This window comes from Halorubrum sp. B53 (genome assembly GCF_059752395.1).
The window spans coordinates 144,677-158,065 of record NZ_MWTH01000012.1 but is presented as its reverse complement, the minus strand read 5'-3'; the positions used below and the strand labels follow the sequence as shown (position 1 = coordinate 158,065).

The window sequence follows — 13,389 nt, the reverse complement described above, 5'->3', positions numbered from 1 at the left end:
AGCGTGGGCTACACGTCACGGACAGCCGGGGGGAGTCCGGCGACGAGACTGGAGAGGCGTGAGGCCGGGGCTTTCGAGGCCCTACACGTCGGCACAGCGGGAATCAAGCTGAGCCAGTTTGCCAGCCGATGAACGTCTCGAATCCGTACGTGAATCCGAGGAAGATCACGGCGAAGACGAACCAACGAAAGGCATCGAACGTACCTGTAAACGCGAGGACGTTGAAAATGTACGATAACGACGCCCCGACAAACGCGGCTACATACAGGTTACGTCGGTTGTCCATACCGAGCGGTCAACAGTATGTGAATTAACTCTTCGCCTAGCTAAGCTAATCCGTAGCAATCCGAGCAATCGAGCTCCACCGTCTCGTGCCGAGAGGGATACGCGCCCTCTGTTCGGCAGCGGCGTTTGGAACGACACGGGCTCCGGCGCGGCGTTTGGAACGACGCGGGCTCTGTCAGTGCCCACGCGACCGGTAGAGACCGTCATTCAGCACCGAACTCGACACCGGTTATCTCGAAGCGTGCGCCGCCCTCGCCACCGTCCGTCACGTCGATCTCCCACTCGTGGGCCTCGACGATCCGTTTGACAATACTCAATCCGAAGCCGGTTCCGTCCGCTCTCGTCGAGTAGCCGGCTTCGAAGATGGCTTCGCGTTCGTCCGCAGGGATTCCGGGCCCGTCGTCTTCGACGTAGAACCCCGTGTCCATCTCTCCGACCGTTACGGTCACGTCCCCGCCACCGTGGTCGATAGCGTTCCGAATCAGGTTCTCGAACAGCTGTTTCAGACGGCTCTTGTCGGCCTGTACGGTCCGTTCAGTGTCGGTGACTAGCGTGGCCTCGTCCGTTTCGACGTTCGCCCAGCACCTCTCGACAAGTGCGGTCAACGCGACCGCCTCGAAGTCCGTGACCGTCTCGCCCTCGCGGGCCAACGTCAGGAGGTCCTCGATCAGCGTCCGCATCCGCTCGTGGGCGCGCCCCACGTGTTCCAAGTGCTCGCTATCGCACTCCGTCGCAGCCAGTTCCAAGCGCCCTTCGGCCACGTTGATCGGGTTCCGAAGGTCGTGAGAGACGATACTGGCGAACTCTTCGAGCCGGTCGTTTTGCTCGGTGAGCTCCCGCTCGCGAGCCCGGAGCTGCTCGGTCCGTTCGACCTGTTCGAGTGCTCTCGTTAACCCGCCAGCCAGAATCTCACTCAGGAGTCTGTCCTCGTCGTCGAACGTCTCCGGTGACGGTGACCCGGCGATCAGGATCCCGTGGTCCGCGAGCGGGAGGTAGAGTTCGCTCCGAACCGGCGTGTCCGGGTTGTACCGATCCGGGTCTTCGTGGACATCGTCGACCGCGCGCGGCTCTCCTCGCTGGTAGACGCGCCAGGCGATGCTGTCCTCGGCGGTGAATACCGGGGGATCGCCGATGAGATCGGATACGGCGTCGGTGGCTGCGGCCGGGACGAGCCCCGCTGCGTCCTCGTCGTAGAGGTGGATCGCGTTGAGCTCGATTCCCAGCAGGTCCCTGGTCGTCTCGATACCGATTTCGAGGACCTCATCCCGCGTGTCCGCACGCATCAGCTCTTGAGTAACCTGATTCAACGCTTCGAGCTGCTGCTCGCGGACCGTGCGCTCGGTAATGTCTGTCGCAACGCCGAAGACGGCAACGGGCGAATCCGGGTCGGACCGTTCCCCCGTATCGTAGATGGGAACCTTCGTGGTCAGGAAGATCCGCTCGTCACCGTCCACAACGATCGGTTCCTCGGCCTCGATCGGTTCGCCACGCTCGATGACGGCCCGGTCGTTCTTTTGGACTTCGGTGGCCATCTCCGAGAGGTGGATCTCGTGGTCCGTCCGCCCGACGATTTCCTCGTCTCGTAGGTCGAAGAGGTCGCGGTATGCCTGATTGACGAAGATGTACTCGCCCTCGTCGTCCTTCATAAACATCGGTGTCGGCGTGTTCTCAAGGACGGCTTCGAACCGTCGCTGGATCGTTTCGATCTCCCGTTCGCGGGCCTTGCGAGCGGTCACGTCCCGATACACCCATAGATGCCCCCCGCCGTCCGGGAGCTCGATCGGTCGGTGGGTCCGTTCGAACGTTCGTCCGTCGGCGAGTGTCAGTTCCTCTTCGTCTACCTGTTCGCGTTCAGTGATCAGTTCGTTGATTCGCTCGACGAACTGCTCAGAGTCAGCGAACATATCGCTGAGATCTTCGGCCAGACGCTCACAGTCCGCACCGGCGACTCCCTCGGGCGAGCCCAGCAGCTCAAAGAGCCTGAACAGCTGCTGGTTGACCGCCAAGACGTTCCGAGATTCGTCTTCAACCAGCACTCCCTGCGGGAGTGCATCGAAGAGCGTCGAAAGCAGTGCGTTGGTCTGTTCGAGTTCCCGTTGGTGTTGTTTCTGTGCAGTTATATCTCGGGTGACCCCGACGACACCCTCAACAGTCCCGTCGATCGTGAGCGGGGTCAGTCGGTACTCTAACACCGCGTATCCGTGGTTGGGAAACTCCGCTTCGAGTTCCCCCGACAGTTGGTCGCGCCGTCCGTTGAGAAGGGCCTGATAGGGGTCTCCGGTTTCGGCCTCCTCTTGGATTATCCGGATAAGGTTGCTCTCTTCGCCTTCGAGCGCCTCACGGGTCGTGTTGTACCAGTTGGCCAGATACTCGTTCACGATTTCGAAGCGGCCGTGTTCATCGTAGAGGCAAGCGGATTCATACATCGAGTTGATCATGTGTTTGTATCGTCGGAGGTCGCGGTCTCGTTCGGCCAGTTTTTGTTGAGACCGGCGTGATTCGACGACGTTCTCGATGCGATTGGCTAAGAGCGTGTAGTGGTCCGTTCCGCTCTCTTTTTGAAGGTAATCAGTGACCCCCGCGGTGATCGCGTCCGAAGCGACTTCCTCAGACCCCTTGCCGGTGTATAGAATAAACGGGAGATCCGGATGTTCCTCGCGCACCGCTTCGAGGAACTCGATACCGTTCATGCTTGGCATATCGTGATCGGAGACGATACAATCGAACGTCGAGATTGCAAAGTCGGCAAGGGCTTCGCTGGCACTGGTCGCCGTTTCGACCTCGAATCGGTCGTCTTCACGTTCGAGGAACGTCGCGGTGAGATCTGCGAACTCCGGTTCGTCATCAACGTGGAGGACGTTGATCGTGTCAATCGTGCCAGCCATTCCTGTGGGACGATGGCTCGGCCACTGATATGTGTATGGGAGACCATATCAAATAGAAGAATTGCCGCTGAGATCACGGCTGAAGGTTCGAAAGCGGAAGCAGACGCGAGTTCCGCGCCCCGTATGCAGCGTCACCTCAGACAGACCATCTGCGACCGACTAGTTCGACAGAGCCGAATCGACTACACTCTATTGCACGATCTCGTCGATCAGCTCGCTCGCGCTCCGCCGGACGGCCTCGTCGCTCTCGATCGCGGGCTCCCAGCCGAGGTCGACGAGCCGCTCGATGGAGAGGCGCATCTTCGGCACGTCGCCGGTCCAGCCGCGGTCGCCGCCGGTGTAGGCGTACTCGGGGGCGACGCCCAGCTCGTCGGCGACGATGTCGGCGATGGCCGTCACGGAGGTGGTCGTGCGCGTCCCGAGGTTGTAGACGTTCAGGTCGTCGTCGGCGTGCTCGACGACGTACTGGATGGCGTCGACGCACTCCGAGACGTGCATGTACGACTTCTCCTGCCGGCCGTCGCCGAGGATCTCCAGCCTCGTCGGGTCCTCGTCGAGCTTCTGGATGAAGTCGGGGATCACGTTGCCGCGCTGGTGGGGGCCGACGATGTTCGCGAAGCGGAACACCCACGACCGGACCCCGTACGAGTGGGCGTGCGTCGAGATCAGCGCCTCGTCGGCGAGCTTCGAGGAGCCGTAGATGGAGATGGGTTCGAGCGGGCCGTGGTCCTCCGGCGTCGGGCGCGGCGCCTCGCCGTAGACGGTCGAGGAGGAGGTGAAGGCGAGCCGGTCGACACCGACCTCGTGCATACGCTCCAAGACGTTGTACGTCATCGCCGTGTTGTCCTCGAACAGCTCGCGGTCGTCGTCGTAGTTCGTGTCGGTGTACGCGGCGAAGTGGAAGACGATATCGAGGTCGCCCGTGACCGCCTCGGCGACGTCGTCGGAGTCGGTCAGGTCGGTCTCGATGAAGTCGGCGCCGTCGGGGACGCGGTCGCGGTCGCCCTTCGAGAGGTCGTCGGCGACGCGGACCGTCGCGCCGCGGTCGAGGAGCCGGGCCGCGAGGTGGCTCCCGACGAGCCCCGCGCCGCCGGTGACCAGCGCGGTCGAATCGGTGAGGTCCATACGACTCCGTGAGGCGGAGTCGTGTAAGTAGGTGTGGAATTGGAACGAGATCGGTGACCCCGCCCCCACTCGTGAGCGGTCGACCGCGACTACTTCCAAAGCCCCACCCGTACGGCACCGTACCTCACACCTCCCCGGCCTTGTCGCTGGCGGCGTCAGCCGCCAGCGACTCCAGCGACGGTCTTCGATTCTCTGACAGCCGGAGCGTCGCGCCGGCGACAGCGAGGCGCGACGTGCCCCTGGCGGTCGGGCGAAGCCCGACGACCTCACGCGCGCCGCTGCAGCTCGGTTCAGCCCTCGGTGAACCTCACAACCCCTCTTCGCCGCCCTCCTGCGTGAGGAGGACGACCATCGAGAGTCCGGAGATGAGGAGCAGGATGAGCGTGGGGACGACCGCGTACTGGTAGAACACGCTCTTCTGTGCGCGCCAGATCTGCGTGACGATCGTTTCGAACCCGGTGGGGCGGAGCACGAGCGTGACGGGGAGCTCCTTCATCGTCGTGAGGAAGACGAGCGCGGCGCCGGCGACGATGCCGGAGCGCGTGAGCGGGAACGTCACGCGCCTGAACGCGCCGGTCGACGACTCTCCGAGGGTGCGCGCGGCTTCGACGAGCCGTCGGTCGATCTGAAGGATGGAGGTCCGCGTCGACCCGACCACCTGCGGGAGGAAGCGGACGACGTACGCGAACACCAGGAGCGGGAGCGTCTGGTAGAGCCACGGCGCGTAGCCGGAGCCGAAGTACACCAGCGCGAGCGCCAGTACGATGCCTGGCACCGCGAAGCCGACGTACGTCGCTCGCTCGAATATCACCGCGAACGGCGAATCGTAGTTCGCGGCGAAGTACGCGATCGGGATCGCGGCGAGCGCGGCGACGACGGCCGCCGCCGCGGAGACTGACACTGAGTTGACCACCATGATCGGCTCGAACGCCAGCGAGGGGCGGCGCCCGGACTCGGACCGGAGCAGCCACAGTCCGAGGATCCACAGGGGGACGAGCAGCGCAGCCCCTGACACCGCGGCCGGCAGCAGCGTCGCGGGCCAGCGCAGACGGCCGAGCGAGACCCGGTCGTCCGTCTGCCCCGCGTCGTCGCCGCTCGTGTTCCGGTTCGAGCGGACGGCCCACTCCAAGGCGAGCACGAGGACGACCACGACGAGCAGCTGGAGGGAGAGCAGCGCGGCGTAGTCGCTGCCGAACGAGTTGTACTCCACGTAGATCTGTCGGGTGAACACGGGGAGCTGCATGATCGAGGGTGTCCCGAAGTCGGAGACGGCGTACAGCGCCGAGAGCAACGCTCCGGCGGCGATCGCGGGTCGGATCGTCGGGAGCGTAACCCGACGGAACGCCGCGATCCGACCGTGGTTGAGCGTTCGGGCGGCCTCGATCATCGTCGTGTCGAAAGAGAGCAGCGCGGCCCGGGTGGTCAGGTAGACGTAGGGGTAGGTGTACAGCGTGATCACGAGTATCGTGCCGGAGAGGCCGTAGATGTTGGGCACCCGCTCGACGCCCAGCGGGGCGAGGATGTCGTGGAACGCTCCCTGCGGGCCGAACGCGGAGACGAACGAAAAAGCGCCGACGTAGCTCGGCACGACGAGCGGGAGCGCGGCCGCGACGGACCAGAACCGCCGGAAGGGGAGATCGGTCCGGGCCGTGAGGTACGCGAGCGGTACGCCGATGAGGATCGAAGCGGCGGTGACCCCCGCCATCAACAGGAGGCTGTTGACGAGCACTTCGGCGGTGCCGGCGCTGAACAGGAGATCCATCGCCCGCTTCCGCTCGACGGCGACCGCTCTGATCACGAGCCACGTCAGGGGGAACACGAGCGTGGCGGCGATCGCCGCGCAAAGCAGCGTCAGCCCGAGCGGAAGCCTGTCGTCGCCGTCGGTCAGCCGGTCGCGGATCCGGGTTCGCAGGGTCATTATGCGGGAGACGGAGTCGCTCTGTCCGATTGAGGGGGCGCCCCGCGTTATGGGTTCCGATCGCTCGGCGAGCGCACTCCGACGGATATATGAATTTAGGGCTGCCTAAAAAGTTCCATGGAACTGACGCGACGCGACGCGGCGGCTGCGCTGGCCGCGATCGGCGCGACCGGCGGGGTCGCGCTCGGCGTCCGTCGGGCGACCGACGACGGACCGATCGATGCCGACGCGTCGTGGGACGGCGAGGGCTCCCCCGACGACGAGGCGGTCCGCGAGGCGATGACCGCGGTGGCGCGGGTGCTCTACCCCGAGGAAGTCTCCGGGATCGACGCGTTCGTCGACGGCGTCCTCGACGGGCGTCTCGACGGGTCGGCGCACGCGGAGGGGGTCCGCGCCGCGGTCACCGAGGTGGAGTCGGCGGCCCGGTCGTGGTACGACGCGCCCGTCGCCGAGCTCTCGGCGGCCGAGCGCGACGACCTGCTGCGCGAGCTCGGCGCGGACACGGCCGAGGAGGACCCCGCGGGGACGACTGCGGAACGCGTCCGCTTCTTCGTCGTCAACGAGCTGCTGCTCGCGCTGTACTCGTCGCCGACGGGCGGCGAGCTCGTCGGCATCGAGAACCCGCAGGGGTACGGCGGCGGCGCGAAGAGCTACCAGGAGGGACCGCGATGAGCGGCGCGGGGAGCGTCGGGGACGAGCGAGCGGGAGGGACCGACGTCGACCGGACGCCCGTCCCCGACGCGGACGTCTGTATCGTGGGCGCGGGTCCCGCGGGCGCGCTCGTCGCCGACCGGCTCGCTGGCGACCGCGAGGTGGTGGTGCTCGACGCGGGGCCGCGGTTCGACCCCGCCGACCGCCTCGCCAGACAGGAACGGGCGATCCGCCCCCACTACGGCCGGCCGGACGTGTGGGGCGTCGGCGGCGCGCGCGACGCCCACGAGAACGCCGGCGACCGGTTCTACCCGCTGAACCACGCCCGCGTGAAGGGGGTGGGCGGGTCGACGCTCCACTGGCAGGGGATGGTGATGCGGCTCCACGAGGACGATTTCAGCTCCGGCACGGAGCGGGGCGTCGGCCCGGACTGGCCCATCGACTACGCGGACCTCCGGCCGTACTACGCCGAGGCGGAGAAGGAGCTGGGCGTCGCGGGCGCGTCGGACAACCCGTACGCGCCGCCGCGCGAGGAGCCGCATCCGATGCCGGCGTTCGAGCCCTCCTACAGCGACTCCCTGTTCGCCGAGGCCTGCGAATCGCTCGGGATCGACATGCACTCCGTGCCGAACGCGCGCAACTCGGAGCCGTACGACGACCGGTCGCCCTGCGTCGGCTACGGCACCTGCCAGCCCGTCTGCCCGAGCGGCGCGAAGTACGACGCAACCGTCCACGTCGAGCGCGCCGAGGAGCGGGGGGCGACCGTCATCGACCGCGCACCGGTCGAGCGGCTCGACCACGACGGCGACGACCGGGTGACGGCCGCGGTGTACGCGACGCCGGACGGGGAGCGACACCGGCAGGAGGCGGACGCGTTCGTCGTCGCCGCCGGGGGCGTGGAAACGCCCCGACTCCTCCTTTTGTCCGCCTCGGACCGCTACCCGGACGGGCTCGCGAACCGGAGCGGCCACGTCGGGGAGTTCTTCATGGACCACCTGTTCGCCGGCGCGGGCGGGACCCTCGACGAGCCGACGCGGCAGAACCACGTCGGCTTCTACACGAGCGCCTGTGACCAGTTCTACGACGAGGCCGACGAGTCGCAGGCGCCGTTCAAGCTGGAGTTCTTCAACTACGCCGGCCCATCGCCGGTCGAGATGGCCCTGACCGGCGACGACTGGGGCGACACGCTCCTCGAGCGGCTCCGCGACGGGTACGGGAACCACGTCGCGATGGGCGGGCTCGTCGAGCAGCTCCCCGACGCCGACAGCCGCGTGACGCTCGCCGACGACCGCACCGACGACCGCGGCAACCCGGTCCCGCGGATCGAGTGGACCGTCGGCGACCGCGCGCTCGACACGATCGAGCGCGCCAACGAGATCCAAGTCGAGATCTTAGAGGAGCTCGGCGCCGACGTCGAGTGGGTCGCCGGACCGGACGCGACCGGTCCCGCCTACCACCACATGGGAACGACTCGCATGAGCGATGACCCCGAGACGGGCGTCGTCGACGCGCGCTGTCGGACCCACGACCTCGACAACTGCTGGATCGCCTCCAGCTCGGTGTTCCCCACGAGCGGGGCGATGAACCCCACGCTCACCATCGCCGCGCTCGCGCTCCGCGTCGGGGACGACGTCGCCGAGTGGCTCGGCGACGAGACGTGACATGTCCTCAATATTATTTTAGGTAAACCTAAAAACTCAAGTGCGTGCGAACGGAGACGTGAGTAATGAGCGACTCAGCACACGCGGCGAACGGCTCCGCGGCCGTCGTCGACGACGACGCGACCGACGAGACCATCGACGACACGACCGCCGACGACGCCGGCGACGCGGACGAGCAGTACACCTTCGACGACCTGAGCGTCGTGATGGGAACGTACAACGAGGAGGAGGCCATCGCGACGGTGCTAGAGGACATCGACGAGGTCACCGACGGGAAGGCGGAGGTCGTCTGCGTCGACGGCTCCTCGGACCGAACGCCGGAGATCGCCCGCGAGCACGGAGCAACCGTCGTCGAGCAGGAGCCGCAGGGGTACGGCGTCGCCGTGCGCGAGGCGGTCCTGACGCCCGACCGCCCGGTGGTCGTCACCACCGACTGCGACGACACCTACCCGATGGAGGCGCTGCCGGAGTTCCTCGCCGAGATCAACGACGGCGCGGACGTGGTGAGCGGCGACCGGCTCTACCACGGTGCGGACGCGATGCCGGCGTTCAACCGTCTCGGGAACCACGCGTTCGCGGCGGTCGCGAGCCTCCTGATGGGCGAGCGCGTCCACGACACCACCACCGGGATGCGCGCGTACCGCCGCGACGTGGTCGAGGAGATCGGCTGGACGGAGAACACCGGCCTCTCCGCCGAACTGCTGATCCGGCCGCTGATGCGCGGCTACGACGTCCGCGAGCGCCCGATCCGCTACGCCGAGCGCCTCGGCGAGACGAAGCTCGACCCGATCGGCGGCGGCGCCGCCATCGCGAAGTCGATCGTCACAGTCTGTCTCGAAGAGCAGCTCCGACGGTTCTGAAGGCGCTTCGCCCTCGACGCCGTCGTCGGACGGCGGTCCGGATACACTGTGGGCACAGTGGACCGCCGCCGGCGACGTTTTTAAACTCGTGAGCGACAGCGCCAATCATTTATAAATGGACGCGGCGGTGGCGCGTGCCGACGAACGCCCGCAGGGCGTGAGTCGCACGCGCGAGGGAGTCAGTCGCCGGAGCGGAGCGGAGGCGACTGACGAGGCTGGGGAGGCGCGAGGTGCTGTGCGGAGCGGTGCGGGGGCGGGGCTCAAAGGGGCAGCCGCGAGGACGCCGGAGGCGACGTAAGCACCGCAGCGAAGGAACGGAGTGACTGAGCGAGGAGCGCAACGAGCGTCCGGCGTCCTCGCGACTGGGGCTTTGGAGGCGTTCTCCGCTGTTCGAGAGCTAATTATGTACAGCCGAGCGGCTGGGGCTTTGGAGGCGTTCGCCACCGATCTGCTGGGCACTATTTATAAGAAGTCGACGTATTAGTCGCTCGCTTCGGCGTCCGTCTCGAAGACGACCCACTCGGGGTGGGTGTCGGGCTCGTCGGGGAGGTAGGTTCCCTCGTTGCCGCACTCCGTGACGAGCCGGCAGGTCGAACGCTCGGGCGGCCAGACGGCCTCGACGCGTTCGCCGTCGTCGGTCACCCGCACCGTCACCTCCTGCCGGTAGGTGTACGTCGCGCCCTCGGGGTCGACGAGCGTCACGGTCACGGCGATCACGTCGCCGTCGGGGTCGAACGGGACCGGCTCGCTCGCGTCCCCGTCGGCCGCGCGCTCCGCGCCGGGCAGCCGGGCGCCCGAAGGGGTCACCGCCCAGTCGACCGCGAGCGACTCGCCGGGGTCCGACACGGTGTAGGAGACGTGGTCCGGGCCGCCCGGTGCGCCCCGGCGCGGGTCGACGCGCACCTGCGCGCGGACGACGCGGTCGGGGACGCCGACGGTCGTCTCGGCGTCGATCGTCGACCCGGATCGGCGGTCGAGCGCCTCCAGCTTGGGGACGACGTGCGCCTCCGGGCTCACGCCCCAGACGCCGTGGTAGGCGTAGCGGTACAGCGTCCGGTCGGGGTAAGCGTCCAACACGGCGAAGTTCTCCACCGGATCGCGTTCGAGCGCGTACACGACGTCGCCGTCGAGCCCCGGCCCGTTCCGGAGGTACTGGAACGGGTGGTTCTGCCACTCGCCGTACGGCGTGGGGAGGAACACGAGCCCGTCCTCGAACGTCGTCTCGTCGATCGGCGCGTACGCGGCCTCGAGCTTCTCGCCGACCGCGGCGTTCCGGTCGATCGGCTCGGAGGCGGCGTCCACGGCGGCGACGCCCGCCACGGCGACCGCGCTCACGACGACGACGGCGAGCGCGACGCGGGTGACCGCGGGCGAGACGCCGCGGGCTGCGAGCCGCTCGCGGCCCGCGACGAGCCCCCGCCACCCGACGGCGACGCCCAGCCCGCCGAACACCGCCAGCGGAACGAGCAGGTCGAAGTGGTAGAACGGTCCGAACAGCGACGCGAGCCCGTCGGTCGGGTCCGAGAGGTCCGCGAGCGCGTTGTGGGTCCCCCAGAAGTACAGGTTCCCGACGACGACGGAGCCCGCGACGCCGGCGAGCAGCGCGGCCGCGGTCCGACGGAATGCGGAGGAGTCGGACGGGGCGGGCGCTCCCGACGACTCATCGACGTCGCCGCCGTCGGCGACCCGCGCGGCGCCGCCGGACGTCCGGCCGACGAGCCCGCCCACGTCTCCGTCCGCGAGCCACCCCCAGAGCGCGGCCGCGACGCCCCCGACCGCCAGCGCGGTGCCGAGCGGGCCGGCGACGAACCACCGCGTCGCGATCTCGGCGAGCGCGTAGCCGTTCGACTCCAGCGCCAGCTCGAGCGTGTACTCTACCGAGTGGCCGAGGATGCGCCGCTCGCCGAAGCCCGGGCCGTCCATCGGCGCGAACTCCTGGTACGGGAACACGAGCGGCGACCCCGTCATCCGGGCGTTGTACGCGAGCGTGACCCCGACGAACAGGACGCCGAACAGCGCCGTCAACCCTTGGCGACGGATCGGACCGGGGAGCTCGCCGGACCGGTCGAGCGCGAGCGCGCGGCGGCCGAGAGCCGCGAACGCGCGCGGCGTCGAGCGCCCCGTCTCGGCGCCGAAGCGGCGGACCGCCGCCCCCACCCGCCACAGCGCGTGAGCGATGAACGGCGCGGCGAACAGCACCGCGGTGTACGGCCTCGAGAAGAAGGCGATCCCGATCGCGACGCCCGCGACGCCGGCGGCCGCGAGCGACCGGTCGCGGATCCCCCGGAGGTACGCGACCGCGAAGACCAGGTTGAAGAACGTCGTGGGCGCGTACGGGAGGAACGCCGACGACGTCGCGATCGCCATCGGCGACGCGGCGAACAGGACGCTCGCGGCGAGCCCCGCCCGCCGACCGAACGTCTGCGAGCCGAGCAGGTACACTAAGGCGGCGTTGCCCGCGGCGACCGCCGCGAGCGTCACGCGCGGCTCGCCGAACAGCCACATCGAGGCCGCGAACGTCGCCGCCGGGACCGGGTTGTACTTCGGGTAGAGCCGCCCGCCGTCCTCGATGAAGAACCACGGGTGGAAGGCGTCGGCGAGCGGCCCGGCGTGGAACTCCAGCTGGCCGCCGAGGAGGAGCGCGGCCTGCGTGAGGTAGACGCCCTCGTCGTGGTTGGCGGAGTGGTGCGAAAAGACGGTGGCGGCGATCGCGAACGTCAGGGCGCCGGCCGCGACGGCGACCAGCGCGGCCGCGACCGTCACCCGATCTGCGCGCGCGAGCCGCTCACGGAGGCGCGTCGCGAGCCGACGGGGACGAACGAACGGGGGAAAGTCTGCCACGGGCGCCGGGGATCCTCAGATCTCGACGCCGGCCTCGCGCATGAGGTCGATCGTCGGTTCGAGGTCCGACAGCTGCGTCAGGTCGATGTCCGGGACGTCGAGCTCGTCGATCGACGGCAGGTCGCCGATCGGCTCGACGTCGGGGATCAGCGGGTACTCGAAGGTGGAGCGCGCGAAGTAGTCCTGCGCCTCCGCCGACAGCAGATGGCGGACGAAGTTTGACGCGAGGTCGGCGTCGGACGCGGTGTCGACGACCGCGGCGCCGGCGACGTTGAACACCGCGCCCGCGTCGCCCTCGGTGAACGAGGTGGCGATCGGCGCCCCCGGGTTCCCGTCGAGCACGCGCTGGATGTAGTAGTGGTTCGTGAACGCGGCGTCGATCTCGCCGTCGGCGATCGCCTGGCAGGTGACGAACTCGTCGGGGTACGTCGAGGCGCCGCGCTCGACCATCGCCTCGAGCCAGTCGCGGGTGGCCTCCTCGCCCTCGATGAGCCGCATCGCGGTGATGAACGCCTGCGCGGAGCCGTACGACGGCGCCCACCCGAGGTCGCCCTCGAACTCCTCGGGGTACGCCATGATGTCGTCGGGCATCTCGCTCTCCGAGAATTCGTCGGTGTTGTACGGGACCGTCCGGGCGCGCCCGGAGGTGCCGACCCACTGCTCGGTCCGGAACTCCTCGCGCACCTTGTCGGTCACCTCGGACGGGAGCGCCTGCGTGCGCCCCTCGTCCGCGAGCGCGCCGAGCGAGCCGGAGTTGACCGAGTAGAACACGTCCGCGGGCGACCCCTCGCCCTCGTTCGTGATCTGGTTCACGAGGTCGGTCGAGCCGCCGTACCGCACGGTGAGGTCGAGGTCGTCGTACAGGTCGTCGATGTAGCCGACGAGCTCGCCGACGAGGAACTCTCCCCGCCCGGAGTAGACGGTGAGCTCGCCCTCCAGCGCCGGCATCTCGGCCATCGACGTCCCGCCGGGGGCCCCGCGACCCTGGCGGCCGGACCCGATCTGGCCGACGGCCGGTCCGCCGTCGTCGCCGTCGCCGCCGTCCTCTCCGTCGTCGCCCATGCAACCGGCGACGCCCGCCGCGCCGACCGCGGCCGTCGCCGCGAGGAACCGCCGTCGCCGAACGTCGCGTCCGTTGGATTCGTGCTCAGTCATGTGTTTTA

9 protein-coding genes are annotated in these 13,389 nt (G+C 68.3%); 3 read left to right on the top strand and 6 right to left on the bottom strand.

Going from position 1 to position 13,389, the window contains the following annotated elements; genetic code table 11:
- Positions 1–103: 103 nt before the first annotated feature.
- From B4V06_RS10005 to B4V06_RS09990, 4 genes are all read right to left on the bottom strand, one after another.
- Positions 104–286, bottom strand: a complete 183-nt coding sequence (locus tag B4V06_RS10005) for a hypothetical protein (protein ID WP_123113727.1) — start codon at positions 284–286, stop codon at positions 104–106.
- A 202-nt stretch (positions 287–488) separates the two neighbouring features.
- A complete protein-coding gene (locus B4V06_RS10000) occupies positions 489–3,170 on the bottom strand; it encodes a PAS domain-containing sensor histidine kinase (protein ID WP_498169576.1) in 2,682 nt (893 codons plus the stop codon).
- 189 nt (positions 3,171–3,359) lie between these two features.
- A complete protein-coding gene (locus B4V06_RS09995) occupies positions 3,360–4,295 on the bottom strand; it encodes an NAD-dependent epimerase/dehydratase family protein (RefSeq protein WP_498169573.1) in 936 nt (311 codons plus the stop codon).
- 307 nt (positions 4,296–4,602) lie between these two features.
- Positions 4,603–6,213 (bottom strand): ABC transporter permease, encoded by a 1,611-nt coding sequence (locus B4V06_RS09990; RefSeq protein WP_123113724.1) that lies wholly within the window; start codon positions 6,211–6,213, stop codon positions 4,603–4,605.
- A gap of 117 nt (positions 6,214–6,330) precedes the next feature.
- Here B4V06_RS09990 and B4V06_RS09985 point away from each other — a divergent pair, with 117 nt between their 5' ends.
- The 3 genes from B4V06_RS09985 (at position 6,331) to B4V06_RS09975 (ending at position 9,385) form a co-directional block, all read left to right on the top strand.
- Complete coding sequence (locus B4V06_RS09985; RefSeq protein WP_123113723.1) at positions 6,331–6,885, top strand: gluconate 2-dehydrogenase subunit 3 family protein; 555 nt, start codon at positions 6,331–6,333, stop codon at positions 6,883–6,885.
- Positions 6,882–8,525, top strand: a complete 1,644-nt coding sequence (locus tag B4V06_RS09980) for a GMC family oxidoreductase (protein ID WP_498169570.1) — start codon at positions 6,882–6,884, stop codon at positions 8,523–8,525. The genes B4V06_RS09985 and B4V06_RS09980 overlap by 4 nt, the downstream gene beginning before the upstream one ends.
- A gap of 65 nt (positions 8,526–8,590) precedes the next feature.
- Positions 8,591–9,385 carry a dolichyl-phosphate hexose transferase gene (locus B4V06_RS09975; protein WP_123113721.1) on the top strand — a complete coding sequence of 265 codons (795 nt, stop codon included), beginning with the start codon at positions 8,591–8,593 and terminating at the stop codon, positions 9,383–9,385.
- 480 nt (positions 9,386–9,865) lie between these two features.
- Here the strand turns inward: B4V06_RS09975 and B4V06_RS09970 are convergent, their stop codons facing one another.
- Together B4V06_RS09970 and B4V06_RS09965 are read right to left on the bottom strand one after the other, a co-directional pair.
- The gene (locus B4V06_RS09970; protein WP_498170060.1) at positions 9,866–12,148 is read right to left on the bottom strand and encodes an ArnT family glycosyltransferase; all 2,283 of its coding nucleotides are present in this window, start codon (positions 12,146–12,148) and stop codon (positions 9,866–9,868) included.
- 93 nt (positions 12,149–12,241) lie between these two features.
- Positions 12,242–13,381, bottom strand: coding sequence for an extracellular solute-binding protein (locus B4V06_RS09965; RefSeq protein ID WP_123113717.1), 1,140 nt, complete (start codon positions 13,379–13,381; stop codon positions 12,242–12,244).
- Positions 13,382–13,389: the final 8 nt, after the last annotated feature.

Excerpts from the sequence above, each read along its gene's own strand:
- B4V06_RS10005 (WP_123113727.1), bottom strand. The coding sequence starts at position 286 with ATGGACAACCGACGTAACCTGTATGTAGCCGCGTTTGTCGGGGCGTCG.
- B4V06_RS09975 (WP_123113721.1), top strand. The coding sequence starts at position 8,591 with ATGAGCGACTCAGCACACGCGGCGAACGGCTCCGCGGCCGTCGTCGAC.
- B4V06_RS09985 (WP_123113723.1), top strand. The coding sequence starts at position 6,331 with ATGGAACTGACGCGACGCGACGCGGCGGCTGCGCTGGCCGCGATCGGC.
- B4V06_RS10000 (WP_498169576.1), bottom strand. The coding sequence starts at position 3,170 with ATGGCTGGCACGATTGACACGATCAACGTCCTCCACGTTGATGACGAA.
- B4V06_RS09980 (WP_498169570.1), top strand. The coding sequence starts at position 6,882 with ATGAGCGGCGCGGGGAGCGTCGGGGACGAGCGAGCGGGAGGGACCGAC.
- B4V06_RS09965 (WP_123113717.1), bottom strand. The coding sequence starts at position 13,381 with ATGACTGAGCACGAATCCAACGGACGCGACGTTCGGCGACGGCGGTTC.
- B4V06_RS09995 (WP_498169573.1), bottom strand. The coding sequence starts at position 4,295 with ATGGACCTCACCGATTCGACCGCGCTGGTCACCGGCGGCGCGGGGCTC.
- B4V06_RS09990 (WP_123113724.1), bottom strand. The coding sequence starts at position 6,213 with ATGACCCTGCGAACCCGGATCCGCGACCGGCTGACCGACGGCGACGAC.